A 22,672-nucleotide genomic window follows, 5' to 3' on the forward strand; every position below is an offset into this window, starting at 1 on the left:
CTGATTATGGGGGAAACCGCGTGGCGGGATTCTATGGCGCTGACGTCGCCCAATTGCGTTTGCTGGCCAAGGATTTCCAGCTTGCTTCCCAGTCTCTGCAGATGCAGGGCCAGGACCTGACCCGGGTGGTCAACGGGGCCACAATGTGGACCGGCAATGACGCCCAGCATTTCCGGAGTGACTGGAATGGCAGCCATCGCCAGTCGCTGCTGGCCGCGGCACGCATCCTTGAGCAGGGATCTCAGAAGCTCCGGGCCAACGCCGATCAGCAGGAACAGGCCAGCGAAGCCGGAAGTTCGCAGGGCAGTTCCGGCACTGGCAACACGTCCGGCAATGGCAGTGATTCCCCCGGCGCCTCGCTCCTGGACTGGGGCAAGAACATCCTTGGGGTTGGCCTGAAGGTCAAGGACATGGTGGATGTGGTCAAGGACTGGGGTGCCTACCTTTCCACCAAGAAGATCCTTGACGTCGCACTCGACGCACGGCACCTTCCGGTTTTCAGCTGGGCGGACGACTTCGTCAATTTCCGGGGGGCAGTCGGCCCCATGGCCCGCCTCGGCGAAATTGGCGACCTGATCGGCAAGTGGGGCCGCTTTGCGGGACCTGCCCTCGCTCCGCTCTCCATCTTCACCGGCATTAAGGACATGGTCGATCCCGAGCACAACGGTTGGCGCGGCGTGGGCGACCAGGTGGCAGGTGGTCTGAGTGTTCTCGGCGGCGTCGGCTCCATTGCGATTGCTGCCGGGCTTCTCGCAAACCCCGTTGGTATCGGTATTGTGGTCGGAGCGGGCCTGGTGGCGGGCGGCTGGGCTTTGGGCAACATGATTGCCGACAGCGAATGGGGCAAAGACGCCGGCCGCTGGATCAGCGACACCGCCAGTGATGCCTGGAACGGCACCAAGAATATTGCCAACGACGCGTGGGACGGCGCCAAGGACGTTGCCGGAGACGCTGTAGACGGTGCCAAGAAATTCCTTTCCAATCCTGTATCCAGCCTCGGAGGACTGTTCGGATGAGCGCAGAAACACAAACGCCCGCACCCGGTATTACGTTTACCAAACAGGATGGAGAGGCGGCCCTGGCCGTCCTGGCATCGTTGGGTAATCCGGAGTACGGCCTCCCCACCCTCACTGATGAGGAGATCGTGGCCCTTGACGGGATCAACCATCCCCAGGCCGTAGCTTTGCCGTGGCTGGACACACACCGCTCCCAGCTGGAGTTGGTCTGCAATGTAGCGCTCAGGACGCTTCTGAGTAAGGGACTCGTGTTCCCGGTCTCGGTCAACAGCGAAACCGCACCCAGCCGACTCGGCGCCATTGAACCGATCACGGGTGTCATGGCGCTCCGTCGGCTGAGCCAGCGCGTGGTGATCGCCGAGCTGACGAAGTCCGGAGATGAGAAAGTCTGGCTGTACACGTACTGCCATGATGAAACCGCATTGCAGGAGCTGGTGGATTCCTCCGGAACTCACGCCTTCAGTGTCTGCCGGGTCTCGGATGCAGGCCGGGTAATTATGGAGCTTGCCAACGCCGCTGGCATTTCTTCCGCCGACGGCCCTGCCGAGGTGCTGACCGCTGAGCAGTTCGAGGCGAAGGCCACACGTGAGTTCGATGACGTTCGAGGCGTCACCATCATCACGGCTATCGGCGCAGGGCAGGGTGAAGCCGACCACTACACCCTCTACACCTCCTCGGACGCCCTCCACGGGCTTGAAGCGACGGAAGAAAACGGCGAAGCGCGACTGCAGGTTGTCCAGGTCAGCAGTGACACTGCGCTGGCCAAGGTTGGCGCCGTTGTTTCCGGTGCAGGGGCCTGATCCATGGACGCCACCGACACCCGAAAAGACATCGTCCACCTGAAAAACGGCGCCCCCGTGAAGCTTGCCGGCACGGGTAAGGTTTTGGGCTCGTTCGCAGTAGACGCTGCCCTGATCGCCGCGCTTTCTGTTGCGGCCTATTACATGGCGGGAAGGAATTCGCTCAGCGAATCCCAACCGATTCTGGCCGCAATCGGAACATGGATCGGCGGATCGGCCGTCTACGGAATGCTGTGCTTCACAGGGCGGACCCTCGGTTGCCTTGCTGCCGGGAGCGCGTTTGTGAGGGATTCCGACGGCGGCTGGCCTGGACCCTTTCGGATGGCATGGATCTGCCTTCAGCACTACGTGCTGATTGTTATTTGGATCTTCGGAATTATAGCGTCCGGTGGGGCAGGAACGTCCGGCAAGGCTCCCAAAAAGCCACGGATCTACCACCGCCACATCGATCCGGCCGGAACCCGTCGGCTGCAGCAGGGGTTCTAGCTGCCCCGGGCGGCTGTCTATCCGCGTGCCACCTATCCGCCCAGTGACCAGTTGCGGATTTCGTCCGGGTCCTCACCGTGCGTCCGGGTGTGGTTCAGCGCTTTGATCCGGCGGTCCTGAAGGGACTGGCGCAGCACCGAATGTTTCTCCGCCAATCCGGGAACCCTGTCGATGGCATCAATGGCGAGCTGAAACCGGTCAATGCCGTTGAGCATGGCCATATCGAAGGGTGTGGTGGTGGTGCCCTCTTCCTTGTAGCCGCGGACGTGCAGCCCTTCCTGGTTGCTCCGCCGGTACGTCAGCCTGTGAATCAGCGCCGGGTAGCCGTGGTACGCAAAAATGATGGGCTTATCCGCGGTGAAAATGCCGTCGAAGTCCCGGGATGTCAGGCCATGCGGGTGCTCGCCGGAGTCCTGGAGCCGCATGAGGTCCACAACGTTGACCACACGTACTTTCAGCCCCGGCGCTTCCTCCTTCAAGAGCTCCGCCGCTGCCACCGTTTCCACAGTAGGGACGTCGCCTGCACACGCCAGCACGACGTCGGGTTCCTCGCCGGGGACTTCCGAGCCGGCAAAGGTCCAGATCCCGAGGCCCCGCTGGCAATGGTGGGCTGCCTCCTCCGGCCCGAGCCAGGTTGGAGACGGCTGCTTGCCGCTGACCACAATATTCACATAATCCCGGGAACGCAGGCAGTGCTCCATCACGGAGAGGAGGGTGTTTGCGTCCGGCGGCAGGTAGACCCGGATGACCTCGGCCTTCTTGTTGACCGCGTGGTCAATGAAGCCAGGGTCCTGGTGTGAGAAGCCGTTGTGGTCCTGCTGCCAGACATGGGAGGAAAGCAGGTAGTTCAGCGATGCCACCGGCCGGCGCCAGGGAAGGGCACGGTGGACCTTGAGCCACTTCGCATGCTGGTTGAACATGGAATCGACAATGTGAATGAACGCCTCGTAACAGTTGAAAACCCCGTGGCGCCCAGTCAGAAGGTATCCCTCCAGCCACCCCTGGCACAGATGTTCGCTAAGGACTTCCATAACGCGCCCGGCCCTTGCGAGGTGTTCATCCAGGGCGTCAATCCTGTACTGCCACACCTTGTCCGTGGCCTCGTAGACGTTCTGCAGCCGGTTTGAGGCAGTTTCGTCAGGGCCGAAAAGCCGGAACGTCTCCGGATTGCCGGCGATGACATCCCGCAACCAGGAGCCCAAGGTGATCATGGGACTGACACGCTCAACCCCCGGCTTGGCCACCTCCACTGCATGGTGGTTGTAATCCGGCAGCTTCAGGTCCCGGAGCAGTATTCCGCCGTTCGCATGCGGCGTGGCGCTCATCCGCAGCTGACCTTCGGGGGCATTGGCGGCGACGTCGGCGCGGAGGCGTCCGCCGTCGTCGAACAGTTCTTCGGGCCGGTAAGACTCCAACCACTCCTGAAGCTGCGCGAGATGCCCGGGGTCGGTGCGGACCTTGTCCAAGGGAACCTGGTGGCTTCGCCAGGTCCCCTCCACCTGCTTTCCGTCGACCAGGCGGGGGCCGGTCCAGCCCTTCGGCGAGCGCAGCACGATCATGGGCCACTGCGGTGCAGCGACGTCCTGCGGGGCAGCGTCGTCGTGTTTCCTGCTGCGGCGCTCCACCTGGATAGCGCGGATCTCCGCCAGGCACTCATCCAGGACTCTGGCGAAGTCCCGGTGCGCCTGAGGCGTGTTGTCCGGGTGCTCCACTGTGACAAAGTGCGGCTTGTGACCGTAGCCGTTCAGTAGCTGTTCCAACTGGGTTTCTGGCATCCTTGCCAGCACGGTGGGGTTGGCGATTTTGTAGCCGTTCAGGTGCAGGATGGGCAGGACGGCGCCATCAGCTACCGGGTCCAGGAAGTTATGGGAGTGCCAGCTGGCAGCCAGCGGCCCGGTTTCCGCCTCGCCATCGCCAATCACGACGGCGGTAATAAGGTTTGGGTTATCAAATACCGCTCCGTACGCGTGAGCGAGCGAATACCCCAGCTCGCCGCCTTCGCTGATGGAGCCTGGGGACTCGGGGGCTGCATGGCTCGGGATTCCGCCAGGGTAGGAGAACTGCCGGAAGAGTTCGGCCAGCCCCTGTTCGTCGTCCGCTACGTTGCTGTAGATCTCCGAGTACGTCCCCTCCAGCCAGGCGTTGGCCACCACGGCAGGCCCGCCGTGGCCAGGTCCTGCGATGAACAGCATCTCCTGCCGGTCCCGGCGGATGACCCGGTTGAGGTGGGCATAGACGAAGTTCAGTCCCGGCGTGGTACCCCAGTGGCCCAGAAGCCTTGATTTCGTGTCTTCGGCGTCCAAAGGCTTCCGGAGCAGCGGGTTGGAACGAAGGTAGATCTGGCCCACTGAGAGGTAATTTGCTGCCCGCCACCAACGGTCCACCAGGTCCAATTCCGTCGTCGTTGATGTCTCCCTGTTCTGATCCATGACCGTCCTCACCATTGCCGGCAATGCCAACTCCCATCGCAACATCTTCATTGCGTCGGCACAACCTATGAGCCACGTGTTCTGCCGCGCAGGGCAACTCTTGTTTCAACTGCCCGGGATCCGCTGGCAACGGATGAAAATTTGACTTGCCTCTTAAGTGGCAGCCGGTAGTCTTTGACCCACAATGTTCACGCTGACCATCAACCAAAGGGACAGCCGGCGCGATGGTGACCGGGTTCCGCAGCTCCTGAAGGACCTGCGCCACATCCCCGCGCGTCTGGATTTTGACCGGTCAGTGGAGGACGAAGTCCAAGGGATTGTGGACGCCGGCGAGCAGGCTGTAGAGGCCGCCCTGATCGCCCTTCGTTGCGGCAGCTGGTTTGTGGGGATAGGTGTGGGGCCGGTAAATGAACCCCTGCCGAACCAGATCAAGGATGCGTCGGGTCATGGTCTAATCTATGCGCGACGGGCAGTGGACCGGCTGCGGAACGGCAAGGACAGGGTTCCGGTGGCAGTCGAAGGGCCCCTCGCGGACCTGTCCGGGGAGGCTGAGGCCGTGCTCCGGCTGCTCGGCAACATTGTGCACGGCAGGAGCCCTGCGGAATGGCGGGTGCTGGATCTCCTGACACCCGGAGTGCGGGGGCAGCAGAAAGCTGTGGCCGAAGAACTGGGCATTACCACGCAGGCGGTCAGCAAAGCCGTGGCAAGGGCGCAATGGGCCGATGAACATGCAGCCCGGCCCGCTGCCGCCCGGTTGCTGCACATGATCTTGGAAGTGCGCTGACCCTTTGGCGCCCGCAGTCGTGACCCTCTTTGCCACCTGAATGGCTGTGACACGCCTGATCGACGGCGTGTCACAGCGTGTGGCGGCGCAAACAAGGTCAGGACGGTCGGTGTGGCCCGCTAGAGGAGGCTGCGAAGCACGTGGGCAGCGCCGTCGTCGTAGACCGAGAGAGTGACCTCATCTGCCGCTGCCGCGACTTCCTCCGGCGCTTGGCCCATGGCCACACCCCGGCCAGCCCAATCGAGCATCTCAATGTCATTCCGGCCGTCCCCGATTGCCACGGTTAGGTGTTCGGGGATGTCCAGGTGGCCCCGGATCCGCTCGAGTGCGCTTGCCTTGGTAACCCCTGCCGCGGCGATGTCCAGCCAGGCCGTCCATCCCACGGAGTACGTCACACCGGCGAGGCCAACGTGCTGGATTGCATCCGTGAATTCCTCCGGGGTGTTCTCAGAACTGAAAACCACCACACGGACGGCCGTGGCCTCAAGCAGGGTGTGGAAGTCAACGCCGATGGCCTCGACACCAAAGCTCGCATCCTGGAACCGCTCCGTCGAGAGGAAATTGCCATCGGCATCCTCCAGCGCGTACTTGGCCGAAGGCAGACGTTCACGGAGTGCGCGGAGGGCAGGCCCCGGATCGAACGTTGCTTTGTGGAGGACCTTGTAGCCGTCCGTATGGGCGGGATCCAGGCGCAGGGTCACTCCCCCATTGCAGCAGACGGCATAGCCCGTCTCAATCCCAAGCTGTTCAATGATGGGAAGCGTGGCGTTGAGCGAACGGCCGGTGGCGATCATCACCTCGTGGCCTGCCGCAACCACGGCCTGGGCCGCTTCCCGGACAGGGGCGGACATGTGGCCATCGTGGTCCACGAGTGTACCGTCCACATCCAGGGCAACCATCAGCTTGTGCTTGTTGCCGTTGCTCCCGTTGTGCTTGGCCCTGTGGCCGTTGCCGTTGTGGCTCTGCAGCTGGTTGGCCGCACCGGGCAGAAAAGCGGTCAGTTTGTTTTTCTTGTTTTCGTTTCGCCGGTCATCGTTGCCAGCGACTGAAGTTTCAGTCAATGTACTCATTCATCTAGTAGAGCAGACGCCCCCGGTCCCCGCTAGGACGCACACCACAGATTCATCTTGTGTTCGCTAACGAGTGGCCAAATGTCTAGCGGTGATTATGGCTGGATCGGCCTGGTTTGAAGATCTTCAACGGCCGTAGCTTCCTCTTAGACTTCCGAAACTTCCGCATAGGCGCGGCCGATCAAGGACTGCACCTCATCGGTAGGGATACCCATCAGAGCACCGATTCACCACGGCGGCTCATCCATTACGTCAACGTACCGAAGCAGGGTCTGCCAGGCTTGAGGCAGCGAGTGCAAGGCCAGCTCTGGCTGTACTGACCGGATACGTTGATCAATTGATTTCAAGTTCGGCGCTGGTGTCCCGCCACAAGTGTGAGCGGTAGGCGCCACCGTTGTCAGACAGAACGCGCTCGACGGTGATGCCCCGCTGGTTGAACACTCGACAGCGCGAACGAGCACCGCTGTGGCAGTTTAGCGGTTTCGTCATTATGAATTTCGGCGTAGGCGACGCGGGAATGGCTCTTGACCGTAGGCCACGAGACCTCGAATCGGGCGGCAACTTCGCTGATCGGCGAACCGTCATCCACGACGAGGCGGGCGACCTTTAGCCGGTGGCGCGGTGTGAGAGCAGCGTTTGGGTGGGTCATGAACTCCCTCAGAAACGGAAAGGGGCCAGCCGGATTCGGCTGACCCCTTAGGTTGTGCGTGCAGTTCAGTTGGTTCGAGAAGCCTCTGACTGAATGGCCTTGGCGAGGTCGCGGGGACTGCTCCACATAGGCCAATGGCCCGTCGGGAGGTCAATGACGTCGAGGTGTTCAAGGTTCGCGACTTCGGTGAACATGGGATGACCGGTTTGGGCCAGCTCTAGCACCTGCGCACTAGGGATTGAGCAACAGACCAGCGTCGTCCGGACCTTGCGGCGGGCGTCGTTGGTGAGCTCAATGGGCTGACGAAGCACGGGGCCGGGCTCAGGGACGGCTCGGGTGCGAAACTGCTCGAGCACCTCTGCGCTCAGGCCTTCGAGGCTCGCCTGCTGTGCGAGGACGTCGAAGGGCGGCAGCGGAAGCTCCTCCAACTCCTCCGGGAGGTCTGGGGCGAAGACACTTCCCGCCGCTACAGGGCCGGAGTCGACCCACACTACCCGGTGGACAAGCTCAGGGTATCGGTCCATGACGATGCTGACGGGAGCGTTAGCCCCACTGTGGGCGACGAGAATTGCAGGCTGATTACCGTGTTGAGTGATGACGCCCAGGATCGCTTCAGCCTGGGCGTCGAGGGTTTTAGTCGCACGCTCAGGATCGTGCGCCTCGAGACCGGGCAGTGTCATCGCGATGGCACGAGCGTGGTCGGTTTTCAGGTGTTCAAGAACTTCATCCCACGCCCAAGCGCCCAGCCAGTGGCCGGCGATGAGAATGATTGTCGGACTGCTCATAGCGGTTGTCATGTCACAACTCTCGCAGGCCCTATGGACATTGGTATGTCACTATTTATGTCATGAATTTGCCTGGGTCTGAGCAGTGAAGCGAGCAGAACGGCTCCATGCTCTATCAGAGATGTTGCGCCGCAGCGGCGCGCGGGGGGTCTCCGCCGAACGGTTGGCGAGAGAGTTCGAGGTGTCCGTGCGCACAATCAAGAGAGACCTCGATGCGCTGGAGAACAGCGGTGCGCCTCTATGGTCGCGCCCAGGTCCGGGCGGTGGCTACGGATTGGCTATCGGCGCGTCCCTGCCACCCGTCAGCCTGTCCCCAGCGCAGGCAGTGGCGCTCATGGCAGCCGTGTCCGCTGCACCCGATGCCCCCTACGCCGATCTGGCAGCAGCAGGTATCCAAAAGATCCTGGACGTCCTCGATCCCAAAACCCGCGCACGAGCCGACAAGCTGGCCCACCGCGTCTGGGTCAATGCGCTTCCCTCGTCCTCGCGCGCAATCAAGTCGGCACTGGAGGAGGCGATGGCCGAGCAGCGAGTAATCCGTATTCGCTACACATCGAGAGACGAGACCACGACCACCCGCGACGTCGAGCCCGTGCTGTTCGCCTCCACGAACGGCCAGTGGTACCTAATTGGATGGTGCCGAATGCGCGACGCAATGCGATGGTTTACCGTGTCGCACATCGAGCAGGCCACCGTAACTAAGGCGGCCTGCAGCGGCCACACCATCCACGAGGTCGGAGAACCCCCAGCGAACGCCAGACCGGTACACGGTCGTAGCGAGTGAGCCACTCAATCAACGCATCCGGTCAGTACAGCTAGGCCGAACAACTGTGGTTGTGAGGTGTTCCGCTTCCTCGGTGAGGTCCAGCCATGCGCTCTAAATGACTCCTTTCACAGTTGCTTTTTCTGTGCCCTTGCAAACTCTTGTCCGGCCTTGGTGCCCCCATCGACCAAGATGTCGACACCCGTCAGGTAGCCGGGTGCTTCGCTTGCGCAGAACGCGATAACAGCCGCGACCTCCTCGGGCTTGCCGAATCGCTTGATAGCTGCTGACTTCACCAGGTCGCCGGCTCCGTGGTTCTCCTCCAGACGCCCCATTGCGGTGTCGAAGCTCCCTGGAGAGACAGAGACGACCCGTGCTCCCCGTTCGCCGAATCTGGCCGCAAGGTAACGGCTGTACCAGTGGACGAAGTTCTTGCTGATTGCGTAGGCCAGACCTGGTTTGAGCCTTGGGCCGACGAACCTTGCGCGATTGACGATCGCTTTCTCGAAGTCCCAGTTGCATTGATGCGAGCAATGCGTTCAGCCGTACCCATGTGCGGACTGATTCCAGCGGTGTTGCTATCCCCATGCCCGCCGGTCCCACCCGTGATGATTGCGGCGGGCTGTGTAGTTGACATCTTGATCCTCTTCGTTTTGGCCGTGAAATTTGCCGCGGCCTGGTGCACTCTAAAAACCACGTTGCATCAGCGGTGCGATGTCGCGGGTTCGCGGTCATTTTCTACTGTTTCCTCGACCGGTGCGGGGGTCTGTGGAGTCGTTTCGAGGGATTTGGTGAGGTTGCTGCCTTCCACGTCGAGGTCGGGCAGAACACGCTCGAGCCACCGGGGCAGCCAGTACGCCCTGTTGCCGAGCAGGGACATGAGGGCAGGGACCAGGGTCATCCGGATCAGGAAGGCGTCGGCGAATACCCCAACGGCAAGGGCAAAGCCGATGGACTTGACCACAGGCTCCGTTGCGGTGATGAACCCGGCGAACACGCCAACCATGATCAGGGCCGCGGCCGTGACCACCCGCGCCCCGTGGCGGAATCCGAGAGCAATCGATTCGTCCGCGGTCGCGCCGTGGACGTGCTCCTCGCGCATCCGGGTGACTAGAAATACTTCATAGTCCATTGCGAGGCCGAAGAGGATGCCCACCAGCAGGATGGGAAGGAAACTGATGATGGGTCCGGGGTTGTCGATGCCGAGGAGATCCGCGGCGAACCCATTCTGGAATACCGCCACCACGGCACCGAAAGCTGCCACAACACTTAGGAGGAAGCCACCGACGGCCTTGAGCGGGATAAGAATGCTGCGGAAGACGAGCATCAGCAGAACGAACGCGAGCCCGACAATGACAGCAAGGTAAGGAACGAGCGCGTCGGAGAGTTTCTGCGAGACGTCGATGCCGGCCGCTGTCGTACCGGTTACGTAGACCTGCGCACCGGTCTGAGAGTGCCAGTCGCCGGATACGGCCCGGATCGCATGAACAAGGTCTTCGGTCTGGACACTCGTTGGTCCGCTCTTCGGAATCACAGTGATCACTGCGGTGTCCCCACCCTGGCTGAACGTGGCCGGAACCACGACGGCGACGTCCGCCATCTTGGACAGATCCGCGCCAATAACCTGTGCCGCCTGCTGGGGCACCCCGGCATTAGCCAGGTCAGCAACGATCACCAGAGGGCCGTTGAAGCCTGCCCCGAACCCGGCAGCCAGGGCCTCATAAGCCTTGTGTTCGGTGGTCTCGGTGGAAGCTGTTGCGTCTGAAGGTAACCCAAGGTGCATGTCCAACGCAGGTATTGCAACCACACCGAGCGTGATGATGACACCCAGCACAGCAAGGACACGATGACGGAGCACGCCACGGGCCCATCGCTCCCCGAACGGTGCCCGAACCCGCCCCGATCCCTCTACATCCGTGCCTCCGGATGCCCGGGCTGCGCGGCCCTTCCGGCCGAGGACGCGATCTCCGGCGAAACCCAGCAGGGCGGGCAGCAGCGTAATGGCGATGACAACTGCGCCCAGGACAGTGGCAGCAGCGGCCAGACCCATCTGCACCAGGAACGGGATGCCCACCACAGATAGCGCGGCGAGGGCGATAATGACGGTCAGCCCTGCGAACACGACAGCCGATCCGGCCGTACCTACCGCCCGGCCGGCCGCCTCTTCCGGGGAATGGCCTTCAATCAGCTCATGCCGGTACCGCGAGACGATGAAGAGGGCGTAGTCAATTCCCACGGCCAGGCCGAGCATGAGAGCCAGAGAGGACGTGTTGGAACCAAGTTCGAAGAAGCCACTGGCAATCTGGATACCCAGCATCCCGGCACCAACACTGATAATGGCAGTCAGCAGTGGCAGTCCGGCCGCCACTAGCGCTCCGAAGGTGATGACGAGAACCAAGGCCGCCACAAGGACGCCGATTCCCTCCGTGGCGCTCTGAGCCGGAGAGGCCGTGACAGCATCGCCACCGAATTCAACGGTCAGGCCAGCGGATTCGGCACTGCGACCAGCGTCGAAGAGCGCATCCCGCTCTGTTGATCCCAAGTCAGAAGCCTTCACGGCATAGCCGACGGTGGCGAATGCCGTGCGCCCGTCAGAAGAAACTGCGCGGGAAGCAAAAGGATCTGCCACCGCCCTGACATTTGGAAGCTCTGAGAGGTTCTTCACCGCTGTCTGGATTGCCGCCTTCGCTGACGGTGCAGCCAGGGTGGTGGCATCGTCCGCGACAAATACCACCCTTGCTGTAGCCGAGTCCGCGTTAGCCCCCGTCCGAGAAGAGAGCAAGTCCAGCGCCCGCTGCGACTCGGTACCCGGAATCGAAACCGAATTGGACACAGGGGCGGACAACGTTGCGGCTCCGACGCCAAGCCCGCCAAGAATGACGGCCCACACGATGAGCACCAGACCCCGGCGCCGGAACACCCAGCGCCCGAAACGATAAAGAAAAGCAGCCAAAACAGGACCTCCTGAAAGGGATTCGTGGTGGACGCAGCATTTAGGGCATCCAAGCCGATCGGCTAACTACAAAGTTAGCCGTTCGGCTTAGTTTTGACAAGCCGTTCGGCTAACTTGCCGCTAGAATGGGTACTGCCGTCTAAATGAGCCGGCCATGCGGGCCCAATCGTGCCTGCCACGATCAAGGGGGATTATGGGGAAGCCAAAAGCACCGCGGGGCCAGGGACGCGAGCGGGTCGTTGCAGCAGCCCTCGAACTGTTCTCCGAGCGGGGGGTCAGCGGGACGTCCCTGCAGATGATTGCCGATCACCTGGGAATTGGGAAAGCTGCTGTCTATTACCAGTTCAAGACCAAGGAAGGCATCATCGAAGCCGTCCTTGCTCCCGCCTTCGAACAGATGCGCCGCATCATCGCCGATGCTGAGGCCTCCGAATCACAGCAGGAGGTGGCTACCGCGGGACTCTGCAACCTCGTGATCGCCCAACGTGAAGTGGTTGCGGCGCTCAGTCACGATCCGGAAGTCCGACGTTTCCTCGAGATGCACAGCGAGGCAGCCGAGCTCATTCTCCAGCTAGGCAGGATGCTCCTGGGGCCGGAACCAGACACCCGCCGCCGGATCGCTGTTTCCCTGTTTGGCGGAGGACTTGCCAGCGTCGGCATAGACCCGCAGCTGGCCGACATCGGCGATGAAGCCCTCCGCAGCGAACTCATATCCCTCGGGCAGTTTCTTTTGAAGGCCTGACCCCTCCATAAGTTGAGGGTATGGCCTGGCAGCTCAAGGCACAGCTTGCACCGGGGCGGTGGATTCACGGATAACGAGGTGGGTAGCCAGCTCAACCCGGGGTGAATCCAGCAGTTCCCCGCGCGTTTGGCTCAGGATGAAGCGCAGAGCAGCGCGTCCCATCTCCTGCAGTGGCTGGGCCACTGAGGTAAGGGCGGGCACGGACTCCTCCGCCTGCGAGGTGCCGTCAAATCCAACCAGACTAAGGTCTTCCGGCACGCGAACGCCCTGCCGGCGCGCCTCGGCAAGCACGCCCAGGGCGATGCTGTCATTCGCGGCGAAAATGGCGGTTGGTCGCTGTTGGAGCCGAAGCAGGGTCTTCAGCCCCTCAACTCCATGTTCGGAACTGAAGGATCCCTGGATGATGTAGCGGCTATCCACCGTCACTCCGTTTGCCCGCATGGCGGCCAGATAGCCATGGAGCCGCGCCTGATTGCATTCGACGCCGTCAGGGCCGCCCAAGTACGCAATCCTGCGATGGCCAAGTTCCAGCAGGTGGGAGGTTGCCTCTTTGCCGCCTGCCCAGTTGGTGGCCCCGACACTCACAACTTCGGCGGGGGGCGGATTGAAGGGGTCAATTACGACGGCGGGAACTCCCCTCCGGCGGAAAGCGCCCAGTTGGGCCCCGCTGAAGGCGGATGTCACCACAATCATCCCGCAGCGGCCTTCGTCGATTATCCGGGCTGCGCGCTGCTCGGCAGACAGTCGCGAAGTTCCCTGCTTGCCCGTGACATTGAGCAGGACCTCAATCTCCGACTCCCCGGCGGATTCCAGGATTCCATTGAGCACCTCTATTGCGTAGGCAGTATTCAGCGAGTCAAAGACCACCTCGACGACCTGCCTGCCTGTGAGGTTCCTGCGCTGCTGGAGCGGCGACTTGTACCCCGTCCGCGCCAGGACCCCCATGACCTTGGAGCGGGTTTCCTCTGCGACATCATCGCGGCCGTTGATCACCTTTGAGACTGTCGGCGCAGAAACCCCGGCCTCGCGTGCAACGGCTGCCAGGGTCAGTTTTCGCTTGGGCTCAACGTCAGGCATGGTCATTCCTTGTCTTTCGAAATATTTCGAACGGTAAGTTTTGCAGTCGATTCCAGAAAGGTCAATCGTTTCCTGCGACTTTGTTGCCGTAAGCCTTGACCCACCCTTGTGATGGCCATTACTTTTATCTCACTCTGCCGATATCTTAGCGAAATATTTCGGAACTTTTGGGCTGGAGTTCACTGCGATTCAGTAACAAGCAAGACAGATTTTTGACCGAGCTTTCACGAAAGGTATTCGATGACTTCCGCACAGCCATTACGGGTAGGAATGGTGGGCTACGCGTTCATGGGCGGCGCACATTCTCATGCGTGGCGTACCGCCCCCCGCTTCTTCGACCTGCCGCTTGAACCCGAGCTTAAGGCTGTGGCCGGCCGCGACCGGAACGGCGTCACAGCAGCGGCAGAGAAGTTTGGCTGGGCGTCGGTCGAAACCGATTGGCGGCGCCTCATCGAGCGTGACGACATCGACCTGATTGATATCTGCACCCCTGGCGACACACATGCCGAAATCGCGGTGGCCGCACTTGAAGCCGGAAAGCATGTGCTCTGCGAAAAGCCGCTGGCCAACTCGGTTGCAGAGGCAGAACGCATGGCCCAGGCCGCGGAAGCAGCCTTCGAACGTGGCGTTTACTCAATGTGCGGCTTCACTTACCGACGTACTCCGGCTTTGTCGCTGGCCAAACGGATGGTGGACGAGGGTCGCCTCGGAACCATCCGGCAGGTCCGCGCACAATACCTGCAGGACTGGCTCAGCGATGAAAACGCCCCTATGACGTGGCGGCTGGACAAGACGAAATCAGGGTCCGGATCCCTGGGCGATATCGGCGCCCACATCATCGACGCAGCACAATGGGTCACCGGCCAGAACATCACAGGCGTGTCAGCGCTGCTGGAAACCTTCGTCACGGAACGCCCACTCGCCGGTGACCGCGTGGGCCTCGGCGGCCACGGCGACGTTACCGCGGAGGCTCCGCGCGGTGCGGTCACCGTTGATGACGCCGCCATATTTTCCGCCCGGTTTGCGAATGGTCCTATCGGTGTCTTCGAAGCCACCCGCTTCGCCCTGGGCCGGAAAAACGCGATGCGGCTGGAACTCAACGGCACAAGGGGATCCCTTGCCTTCGACTTTGAGGACATGAACGTCCTCTCCGTCTATGACGATGCTGACTCGCCGGACGCCGGCTTCAGGAGGATCCTGGTCACGGAGCCGGAACACCCTTACGTCGGGAATTGGTGGCCAACCGGCCACGGTCTCGGATACGAACACGGTTTCACCCACCAGGTGGTGGACCTGGTAGACGCGATTGCCGGGAAACGCCAGCCTGAACCGTCCTTCGCCAGCGCCCTACAGGTGCAGCGCGTCCTGGCCGCCGTCGAATCCAGCGCTGCCTCCTCCAGTCGCTGGCAGGAAGTCTGAAATGACAGAGACGAAAACAGCGCTGGTGGTCCGCGGCGGCTGGGACGGACACCAACCGGTCGAGGCGACAGAACTCTTCATTCCATACCTGGAGGACAACGGCTACGACGTACGGGTGGAGGAATCCCCAAAGATCTACGCCGATGCCGGCTACCTTGCCGGCGTTGACCTCATCATGCAGTGCATGACCATGTCCTCCATTGAAAGAGAAGAATTCGAAGGACTGCGCACTGCCGTGGAAAACGGCACAGGCCTGGCCGGGTGGCACGGAGGGATTGCCGATTCCTACCGGAACACCTCGGATTACCTCCATCTCATTGGTGGGCAATTCGCGTGCCACCCGGGTAAACATCCCGAGGAACGCAGTGGGCAGCAGGACGACAACTACATTCCGTACACGATCAACATGCTCCCCGGTGTGGACCACCCCGTCACACGAGGCATCGGCGACTTCGACCTCGTCACCGAACAGTATTGGGTCCTGGCGGACGATTACATCGACGTGCTCGCGACGACCACCCAGAAGGTCCGCGAGTGGGATCCCTGGAACCGCGAAGTGACGTCGCCGGCCATTTGGACGCGGCAGTGGGGCAAGGGACGGATCTTCGTCTCCACGCCCGGACACAGCCTGGAAGTCCTTAAAGACAGAAACGTACGTACCATCATCGAAAGGGGCCTTCTGTGGGCAAGCCGATAAACGTCGGAATTATCGGATGCGGGGCCATCATCGCGCAGTATCTCGCCACATTCCGACGTCTGGAGGTCATCGAACTCGTGGCAGTAGCGGATTTGGACCCCGTTCGGGCCCAGGCCGTAGCCGATGAGAACGACGGCGTCCGGGCGTTGACCGTGGACGGATTGATCGCCGCGGATGACGTTGACCTGGTCCTGAACCTGACAATCCCTGCGGCCCATGCCGACGTCGCCCTCAAGGCAATTGCCGCGGGAAAGAGCGTTTACGGGGAAAAGCCCCTTGCGGCTACCACTGCCGAAGCCCGGCAGGTACTGAGAGCAGCGGAAGCCGCGGGGGTCGCCGTCGGTTGTGCCCCCGACACCGTTCTCGGAACCGGAATTCAGACGGCCCGCAAGGCGATCGACGACGGACTGATCGGGGCGCCGATTTCGGCGACGGCGACCATGGTCACCCCCGGTCACGAGCGCTGGCACCCCAACCCTGACTTCTATTACCAACCCGGTGGCGGTCCGCTGCTCGATATGGGGCCTTACTACGTCAGCGCCCTGGTCACCCTGCTGGGGCCGGTGGTTTCGGTCACCGGCGCGGCCAGTCACACCCGTGCCGAACGTACTATCGGTTCCGGAGCGCGGGAAGGAGAGGTGATACCCGTCAGCATCGACTCCCACGTAACCGGCATCCTTACCCACGAGGGCGGGGCCTTGTCCACGCTCGTCATGAGCTTCGACGCGGTCAGGACCAAGTCGTCAAACATCGAAGTCCACGGGGATCGTGGTTCCCTGGCCATCCCGGACCCGAATCTCTTTGAGGGAGATGTCGAACTTTTCATGCTAAGCGGCGACTCTTGGCAAACTCTGCCGGTATCGGCCGGGTACATCGACTCAGGGAGAGGGTTCGGCATCGCAGACCTCGCTGCAACGCCGCCGGGAGAAGAACCCCGCGCTGGCGGCAAGCTGGCCTATCACGTACTCGATGTCATGGAATCGGTACTCGAATCAGCCCGGATCGGAGCCGTTGTTCCGGTCGCGAGCACTGCATCACGACCGGAACCCGTACGGCTCACAGCATCTCCGGAGGACGCGCGAGCCCAGCCGATCAACTCGTAGGCGACCGGTTACAGCACCGGAAAGACTTCAAGGCCGCCAAGGTACTTCTGCAGCGCCACTGGAACGTTGACGGAACCGTCCGCGTTTTGGTGGTGCTCCAGGATGGCCACTATCCAGCGTGTGGTGGCCAGGGTGCCATTGAGGGTTGCGACGGCGCGTGTTCCCTTGGAGACGCCTTCCTCGTTGACAGTCCGCTCACGGATGTTGAGGCGGCGGGACTGGAACGTGGTGCAGTTGGACGTCGACGTGAGCTCCCGGTAGGCGCCCTGAGTGGGAACCCAGGCTTCGCAGTCGAACTTCCGCGCCGCGGACATGCCGAGGTCGCCGGCCGCCGTGTCAATGACCCGGTACGGCAGCTCGCACTTGCCCAGCATTTCCTCTTCCCACGCCAGAAGCCGCTCATGCTCGGCCGCGGCTTCTTCCACCGTGGTGTAGATGAACATTTCCACCTTGTTGAACTGGTGCACACGGATGATCCCGCGGGTGTCCTTACCGTGCGAGCCAGCCTCACGGCGGTAGCAGGAGCTCTGGCCCGCGTACCGGATCGGCCCCTTGGAGAGGTCCAGGATCTCATCGGCGTGGTACCCGGCCAAAGCCACTTCCGAGGTTCCCACGAGGTAAAGGTCGTCTTCGGCGAGGCGGTAGATCTCGGCGTCGTGCTTAACATCGAAGCCGGTGCCCTGCATGGTTTCAGGGCGCACCAAAGTAGGGGTAATCATGGGAACAAAACCGGCGTCGATGGCCTGTTCCATGGCCATCTGGAGGAGCGCCATTTCCAGCCGGGCACCGACCCCTCGAAGGAAATAGAACCGTGAGCCTGAGACTTTGGCACCACGTTCCATATCGATGGCGCCAATCAGCTCGCCGATTTCCAGGTGGTCGCGAGGCTCGAAGTCAGGGAATTCACGTGGCGTGCCCACAGTCTTGACCACGACGTAGTCATCCTCGCCGCCTTCAGGAACCCCGTCCTCGATCAGGTTGGGGATGCCGCGCAGCAACTCCTCCTGCTTGGCCTGGGCGGCGTCAGCCTCGGCGGAAGCAGCCTTCACAGAGTTTGCGAGTTCCCTGACCTCTGCCAGCAGGGCCTGCTTTTCCTCACCCTTGGCCTGGGCCACCTTCTTACCGAAGACATTCTGCTCGGCGCGCAGGTTCTCAAAGCGAATCAGCGCTGCCCTGCGGGCTGAATCAGCGGAGATGATCGCATCCACAACAGATTCGTCGGCGCCGCGGGCGCGCTGGCTGGCACGGAACTTGTCCGGATTGTCGCTGAGGTCTTTTACGTCGATCACCAGACAAGAGTATCTAATCCACCACGCAGACCGACGCGGGCTCAAGCGAGACCCCGGGCCGGGATACTGTTGGAGCACAATGAGCGACCTGCTGATCTATCTCATCGCCCTCGGAGCTCTGGCGTTCGCCTTCTCGAGCTGGTGGGGTGTGCGCAAGCTAAAGGCGCGGCACATCCGCAGTGCCGTTCACGAAGAAGCACACCACCCTGGCCTGGAAAAGCAAAAAGTGGCGGTCGTGTTAAACCCCATCAAGGCCAAATCCGAGGAAGCGCGTGCATCCATAAAGCGAGCCTGCCTCGCCGCCGGGTGGGATGAGCCCCGCTTCTTTGAAACCACAGTTGAGGATCCCGGCTTTTCTCAGGGGCGGGCGGCCCTTGCTTACGAGGCCGACGTCGTTCTGGTGGGCGGCGGCGATGGAACAGTACGGGTTGTGGCTGAGACCCTGGCCGGCAGCAAGATCCCCATGGGCCTTGTCCCGCTGGGAACCGGAAATCTCCTGGCCCGCAATCTGAACCTTGATGTCTACGACCTGCCCGGGAGCATCGATACAGCCTTGTTCGGTCATCAACGCTTCATCGACACAGCCCAAATGGGCATCGTCAACTCAAGGACCGGGCATTCGTCCAAGCACACGTTCCTGGTCATCGCCGGAATTGGCCTGGACGCCGAAATCCTTGGCGATACCAACGACGGACTCAAGAGGGCGGTGGGCTGGTTGGCCTATACGGAAGCCGGCGTTCGCCATATGCCCGGCAGGCGGAAAAAGGTGTCCATCGCCCTTGACGATCAGCCGGAGCAAACCCGGAAAATCCGCAGCCTGCTCTTCGCGAACTGCGGCCTGATCCCGGGTGGTATCGACTTTGTCCCGCAGGCCATGATCGACGACGGCATGCTCGACGTTGTGGTCATGAGCCCGCGCAGCGCCATCGGCTGGGTGGCGATGTACGCAAAAGTCGTGTTCAAGCACAAGCGGCATCTACCCGTGATGACCTACTACCGCTCGGGCAAGGCAGTAATCCGCTGCGCCGAGCCGATGCCGACCCAACTGGATGGGGACCCCTCAGGTGAAGCCACCTCGGTTACTGTCAGAGTTGACCCCCGGTCATTGCTGGTCCGTGTCAAAGGTGACCCAACGGCACACTGGATGCCGGAGGGATCCACGCTGTAGAACCAGCGTTGCCCCCTGCTCAGGTCACTTTCGCACGGCAGGTTTGGGCCACCGTCAGGAGCCGGAGCCCTTTGTGGCTTCAGCGGCCAGCTTCTCTGCAGCTGCTTTGGCTGCGGCACGGGCTTCGGTTTGCTCGCGGATCATGGCCTGCTCTTCTTCAAAGCGGAGTCGATCGGCGCGGTCTGCCTCATCGCCGTCCCAGTCCTGGTTTTCGGCACGCGGCTTCGGATTGACGATCATCCCTTGGCCGTCATTCTCGGTACTGGCTGCTGACATGTCCCGCTCCCTCCGGTAGAGGTTTCCCCCATTTGATCTGGCAAGCATACGCACAGTTCAGCAGGCGCGGAAGTGCCATAAGTGGCATTTGTCTACGCTGTGCGCGAAGCCTCCGGAGCTGGATCCTGGCTTACAGATGCGCCGGAGAGAATTCCTTGGACCCATGCATGCGCCGCTTGGAATGCTTCGTCCGAGGTGTGTGGCTCCACCACCGGGCTCTGCGCATCTGCCCTCCCGTACGAGCCGAGAAAGCGTGTTGCAGGGCTGATCCTGTGCAGACCCGCCAAGGCATCCGCCATCCGCGCATCCGCTGCGTGCCCGTCAGCATCGATGCTGAAGAAGTAGTGCCCCAGGTACTGTCCGGTGGGGCGGGACTCGATCCTGCTGAGGTTCACTCCCCTCGTAGCGAACTGGTCCAGAATCTCCATCAAGGCGCCAGGACGGTCCTCCGGCAGCGGCACCACCACAGTCGTTTTGTCGGCGCCCGTGCGCTCCGGCAACACTCCAGGCCTGCTGACGAGCACGAAGCGGGTTACGGCTCCGGGATTGTCGCCGATGTTTTCCGCCAGGACCTGCAGGCCTGGCTGCTCTTCGGCCACTATGGGCGCGCAAATAGCGGCGTCGTAGTGGACGCCGTCGTCGTTGAGCAGGCCAAGCGCCGCTGCGGCAGTCGAGGAGCCTGGAATATATTCAGCACCTGGAATATTGGCCTCGGCCCACAGCCTGCATTGGGCCCAGGCGTGTCCATGGGTGGAAATGCTGCGGATGTCCGCGATTTTCACCCCAGGCCTTGCCACAAGGACAAAGCTGATGGGAACAAGGGCCTCACGGATGATCCGCAGCTCCTCCCCTGTTGCTATGGCGTCGAGCGTGGCCGTCACACCGCCCTCAACCGAGTTTTCGATGGGCACCATAGCGGCGTCAGCGGATCCGTCCCGCACCTTATCCAAGGCCAAGTTGACGTTCGACGACGGGATACGTACCGCGTCCGCAGCCCCCGGAACCTGCAACAGCGCCGCTTCGGTGAAAGTACCCTCAGGGCCTAGGAAGGTGTAGGTAACGGGAACTGCGGGCATCGGTAGTCCTTCAGTTGAACGGTCAGCAGGCGGAACAGGAACTACAGGATCACTGGCTTGAGGCCGCTCTCGGAAACCAGCGGCAAGCCGGACTCCAGCCACTGATCCATGCCACCTGCCACGTTGAAAGCGGAATATCCCTGCGCCACCAGCCACTGGGCAGCGCGGAACGAGCGTCCACCAGTACGGCAAATAACGTAGAGGTCTTCGTCCGGGTCCAGGTCATCGAGGCGCGCGGGAAGCTGTTCCAATGGGATGTGCAGCGCAGTCTCAGCGTGCCCGGCTGACCACTCATAGTCCTCCCGCACGTCAAGAAGACGCGCACCGGCAGGAATATCGTTCACTTTTACGGTTTCGAAATCGCTCATGGGAGTCCTCTCCTGGATTTTCTAGGTCTGACTCCAGCGTATCGCCAGCAGCTGGAGCCATCCCCCAGCAGGTGCCACGTTACGCTTTCTGTGGACAAGGCAAAGGAGAATCGCGTGCCGGTAAGAGCCATCATCACAAGGACGGCCCGTCGTGGCTGACCTCCATGAACTCTCCGCTGTGCAATTGCGGGATGCCCTTGCAGAGGGCAAGCTGTCGGCCAGGGAAGCGACCGAACACTACCTTCGCCGGGTCGAGGCAAGGAACAAGGGCTTAGGTGCTTTCATCACTGTGACGGCAGAGCAGGCAATGCGGGACGCGGCAACTGCTGACAACCACTACGTGCACACTGCGCGTGGTTCCGGCGCAAATGCCCTTCCGCTCCTTCATGGAATGCCGGTGGCATTCAAGGACCTCACGGACGTGGCAGGCGTTGTGACCACTCACGGAAGCGCCGCGCTGGACCATCGTCCGGCTCCCGCTGATGGAGTACTTGCCGCAGCACTCAAAGCGCAGGGAGTCATTTCCCTCGGAAAGACGCAGGTGCCCGAGTTCGGACTGACTGCCTACAGCGAAAACAGGATCGCGCCGCCGTCGCGCAATCCTTACGCGATGAGCAGAAGTTCCGGCGGGTCCTCTGGCGGAAGCGCCGCAGCTGTGGCGGCCGGACTCGTCCCGTTCGCTCCCGGGACCGACGGCGGCGGCTCGGTCCGAATTCCGGCTGCGGCATGCGGACTTGTTGGGTTAAAGCCCGGGCGTGGGCTGGTACCAGCGGGGGAAAGCACCGGCGACCCTGCCCGTCTAGTGGTCGCTGGCCCTCTTGCAAGGCGGGCAGAGGACGCGGCGCTCATGCTGGACGCGTTGATGCCGGATGCCCTTATGCTCGACGCCCAGGATCCATTGGGTCCCACCGGAGGCTACCTTGCAGCCGTGAAACGAGAACCCGGAAGGCTCCGGATTGGCATCAGCCTGGACAGCCCCTGGCAAGGCATTTTCCCTTTCACTCCCGACCCCGAGGCACTCGAGGCACTCGCTAAAGGGACGAGGATGCTGGAGGCGGCAGGACATACGACGTCGGAGGCGGCCATCCGCTACGACAACCGCTACCCGGATGCTTTCACCACGGCCTGGACTGCCGGAGTGGGCGCCGCGCGTATCAGCCCGCGGCGGGAACCGCTCCTCACCCCGCTCACCCGGACGTTCAGGCGGCGGGCCCAGCAGCGGAGCGCCACCAAGGTCGCCGAAGCGGTGGGTTTTCTGCGGCAGTTCCAGCGAGACACCATCGCCCAGTACGCGGCGTGGGATCTCATCATGACCCCCGCCCTCGCTCAGACGCCAAGGCCTGTGGGCTGGTTTACCGGCACGCATGGCGACGGGCCATGGCCCACCGAGTGGGCGGGCGACGCCGACGGAGACTACCGCCGGCAGTGCGAGTACGCTCCGTGGTCATCGATGGTCAATGCCTGCGGACTGCCTGCGATCACTCTGCCCGTCCACTGGACTGATGGGACGTCGGGAAGTCCCCTTCCCATGGGAATCCAACTCATCGGCCCCATGGGTTCCGAAGCCCTGCTCCTGCAGGTTGGCGCCCAACTGGGCTTCTAGGCCCCTCCCTTCTGGCCTTTGGTACCCCACGTCCTTCCATGCTTTGGAGCGCCTGCGTTTGCGTTAGATGTGCATAATAAACATCTCAACGTGCTTGTGATGATCAGTGAGGTGTGTCA

At 62.1% G+C, this 22,672-nt stretch carries 21 protein-coding genes and 2 pseudogenes; 11 read left to right on the top strand and 12 right to left on the bottom strand.

The window, feature by feature from the left end:
- The first annotated feature begins 20 nt into the window (after positions 1–20).
- Genes MU551_RS05275 through MU551_RS05285 form a run of 3 tightly spaced genes read left to right on the top strand, consistent with a single transcriptional unit; the run spans position 21 to position 2,302 of the window.
- Entirely contained in the window at positions 21–1,016 is a 996-nt protein-coding gene (locus MU551_RS05275; protein ID WP_247041292.1) for a WXG100 family type VII secretion target, read from the top strand.
- Positions 1,013–1,816 (top strand): hypothetical protein, encoded by an 804-nt coding sequence (locus tag MU551_RS05280; protein WP_247041293.1) that lies wholly within the window; start codon positions 1,013–1,015, stop codon positions 1,814–1,816. The genes MU551_RS05275 and MU551_RS05280 overlap by 4 nt, the downstream gene beginning before the upstream one ends.
- 3 nt (positions 1,817–1,819) lie before the next feature.
- On the top strand, positions 1,820–2,302 hold the full coding sequence (locus MU551_RS05285) for a hypothetical protein (RefSeq protein ID WP_247041294.1): 483 nt from the start codon (positions 1,820–1,822) through the stop codon (positions 2,300–2,302).
- 32 nt (positions 2,303–2,334) lie between these two features.
- On the opposite strand, the gene MU551_RS05290 is transcribed toward MU551_RS05285, so the two are convergent.
- Complete coding sequence (locus tag MU551_RS05290) at positions 2,335–4,731, bottom strand: phosphoketolase family protein (RefSeq protein WP_247041295.1); 2,397 nt, start codon at positions 4,729–4,731, stop codon at positions 2,335–2,337.
- A gap of 184 nt (positions 4,732–4,915) precedes the next feature.
- Between MU551_RS05290 and MU551_RS05295 the strand changes: the two genes are divergently transcribed.
- The gene (locus MU551_RS05295) at positions 4,916–5,515 is read left to right on the top strand and encodes a MarR family transcriptional regulator (protein ID WP_247041296.1); all 600 of its coding nucleotides are present in this window, start codon (positions 4,916–4,918) and stop codon (positions 5,513–5,515) included.
- Between the two features lie 119 nt (positions 5,516–5,634).
- Here MU551_RS05295 and MU551_RS05300 read toward each other — a convergent pair whose 3' ends face one another.
- The 4 genes and pseudogenes from MU551_RS05300 to MU551_RS05310 all read right to left on the bottom strand — a co-directional run bounded on the left by MU551_RS05300 (position 5,635) and on the right by MU551_RS05310 (position 8,031).
- Positions 5,635–6,585 (bottom strand): HAD family hydrolase, encoded by a 951-nt coding sequence (locus tag MU551_RS05300; protein WP_247041297.1) that lies wholly within the window; start codon positions 6,583–6,585, stop codon positions 5,635–5,637.
- A 339-nt stretch (positions 6,586–6,924) separates the two neighbouring features.
- A pseudogene (locus MU551_RS23705) lies at positions 6,925–7,114 on the bottom strand (IS481 family transposase); the annotation flags it as partial.
- Positions 7,109–7,234 (bottom strand): annotated as a pseudogene (locus MU551_RS23710) (IS481 family transposase); the annotation flags it as partial. The pseudogenes MU551_RS23705 and MU551_RS23710, both read right to left, overlap by 6 nt.
- A 65-nt stretch (positions 7,235–7,299) precedes the next feature.
- Positions 7,300–8,031 carry an alpha/beta fold hydrolase gene (locus MU551_RS05310; protein ID WP_247041298.1) on the bottom strand — a complete coding sequence of 244 codons (732 nt, stop codon included), beginning with the start codon at positions 8,029–8,031 and terminating at the stop codon, positions 7,300–7,302.
- Between the two features lie 73 nt (positions 8,032–8,104).
- Here MU551_RS05310 and MU551_RS05315 point away from each other — a divergent pair, with 73 nt between their 5' ends.
- Positions 8,105–8,803 (top strand): helix-turn-helix transcriptional regulator, encoded by a 699-nt coding sequence (locus MU551_RS05315; RefSeq protein WP_308198288.1) that lies wholly within the window; start codon positions 8,105–8,107, stop codon positions 8,801–8,803.
- Positions 8,804–8,910: 107 nt separating this feature from the next.
- On the opposite strand, the gene MU551_RS05320 is transcribed toward MU551_RS05315, so the two are convergent.
- Positions 8,911–9,279, bottom strand: coding sequence for an SDR family oxidoreductase (locus tag MU551_RS05320; protein ID WP_308198293.1), 369 nt, complete (start codon positions 9,277–9,279; stop codon positions 8,911–8,913).
- Positions 9,280–9,485: 206 nt separating this feature from the next.
- Positions 9,486–11,735: an MMPL family transporter gene (locus tag MU551_RS05325; RefSeq protein WP_247041302.1), complete on the bottom strand. Its 2,250-nt coding sequence runs from the start codon at positions 11,733–11,735 to the stop codon at positions 9,486–9,488.
- Positions 11,736–11,928: 193 nt separating this feature from the next.
- Here MU551_RS05325 and MU551_RS05330 point away from each other — a divergent pair, with 193 nt between their 5' ends.
- Positions 11,929–12,477, top strand: coding sequence for a TetR/AcrR family transcriptional regulator (locus MU551_RS05330; RefSeq protein WP_247041304.1), 549 nt, complete (start codon positions 11,929–11,931; stop codon positions 12,475–12,477).
- Between the two features lie 33 nt (positions 12,478–12,510).
- On the opposite strand, the gene MU551_RS05335 is transcribed toward MU551_RS05330, so the two are convergent.
- Entirely contained in the window at positions 12,511–13,554 is a 1,044-nt protein-coding gene (locus MU551_RS05335) for a LacI family DNA-binding transcriptional regulator (RefSeq protein WP_247041305.1), read from the bottom strand.
- A gap of 240 nt (positions 13,555–13,794) precedes the next feature.
- Here MU551_RS05335 and MU551_RS05340 point away from each other — a divergent pair, with 240 nt between their 5' ends.
- Genes MU551_RS05340 through MU551_RS05350 form a run of 3 tightly spaced genes read left to right on the top strand, consistent with a single transcriptional unit; the run spans position 13,795 to position 16,773 of the window.
- Positions 13,795–14,973: a Gfo/Idh/MocA family protein gene (locus MU551_RS05340; RefSeq protein ID WP_247041306.1), complete on the top strand. Its 1,179-nt coding sequence runs from the start codon at positions 13,795–13,797 to the stop codon at positions 14,971–14,973.
- A 1-nt stretch (position 14,974) separates the two neighbouring features.
- Positions 14,975–15,670, top strand: a complete 696-nt coding sequence (locus MU551_RS05345) for a ThuA domain-containing protein (protein ID WP_247041307.1) — start codon at positions 14,975–14,977, stop codon at positions 15,668–15,670.
- The gene (locus MU551_RS05350; protein WP_247041308.1) at positions 15,655–16,773 is read left to right on the top strand and encodes a Gfo/Idh/MocA family protein; all 1,119 of its coding nucleotides are present in this window, start codon (positions 15,655–15,657) and stop codon (positions 16,771–16,773) included. Before MU551_RS05345 ends, MU551_RS05350 begins: the two co-directional genes overlap by 16 nt.
- Positions 16,774–16,781: 8 nt before the next feature.
- On the opposite strand, the gene serS is transcribed toward MU551_RS05350, so the two are convergent.
- The gene (serS, locus tag MU551_RS05355) at positions 16,782–18,062 is read right to left on the bottom strand and encodes a serine--tRNA ligase (RefSeq protein WP_247041309.1); all 1,281 of its coding nucleotides are present in this window, start codon (positions 18,060–18,062) and stop codon (positions 16,782–16,784) included.
- 79 nt (positions 18,063–18,141) lie between these two features.
- Here serS and MU551_RS05360 point away from each other — a divergent pair, with 79 nt between their 5' ends.
- Positions 18,142–19,230 carry a diacylglycerol/lipid kinase family protein gene (locus tag MU551_RS05360; RefSeq protein ID WP_247041310.1) on the top strand — a complete coding sequence of 363 codons (1,089 nt, stop codon included), beginning with the start codon at positions 18,142–18,144 and terminating at the stop codon, positions 19,228–19,230.
- Between the two features lie 54 nt (positions 19,231–19,284).
- Here the strand turns inward: MU551_RS05360 and MU551_RS05365 are convergent, their stop codons facing one another.
- From MU551_RS05365 to MU551_RS05375, 3 genes are all read right to left on the bottom strand, one after another.
- Positions 19,285–19,506 carry a hypothetical protein gene (locus MU551_RS05365; protein ID WP_247041311.1) on the bottom strand — a complete coding sequence of 74 codons (222 nt, stop codon included), beginning with the start codon at positions 19,504–19,506 and terminating at the stop codon, positions 19,285–19,287.
- A gap of 92 nt (positions 19,507–19,598) precedes the next feature.
- Complete coding sequence (pheA, locus tag MU551_RS05370; RefSeq protein ID WP_247041313.1) at positions 19,599–20,582, bottom strand: prephenate dehydratase; 984 nt, start codon at positions 20,580–20,582, stop codon at positions 19,599–19,601.
- A 41-nt stretch (positions 20,583–20,623) separates the two neighbouring features.
- Complete coding sequence (locus MU551_RS05375; RefSeq protein WP_247041315.1) at positions 20,624–20,950, bottom strand: rhodanese-like domain-containing protein; 327 nt, start codon at positions 20,948–20,950, stop codon at positions 20,624–20,626.
- Positions 20,951–21,101: 151 nt separating this feature from the next.
- Here MU551_RS05375 and MU551_RS05380 point away from each other — a divergent pair, with 151 nt between their 5' ends.
- Positions 21,102–22,553, top strand: coding sequence for an amidase (locus MU551_RS05380; RefSeq protein WP_247041317.1), 1,452 nt, complete (start codon positions 21,102–21,104; stop codon positions 22,551–22,553).
- Positions 22,554–22,672 lie beyond the last annotated feature (119 nt).

Origin of the sequence: Arthrobacter rhizosphaerae (genome assembly GCF_023062595.1) — a bacterium.
In the GTDB taxonomy this organism is placed as follows: domain Bacteria; phylum Actinomycetota; class Actinomycetes; order Actinomycetales; family Micrococcaceae; genus Arthrobacter; species Arthrobacter rhizosphaerae.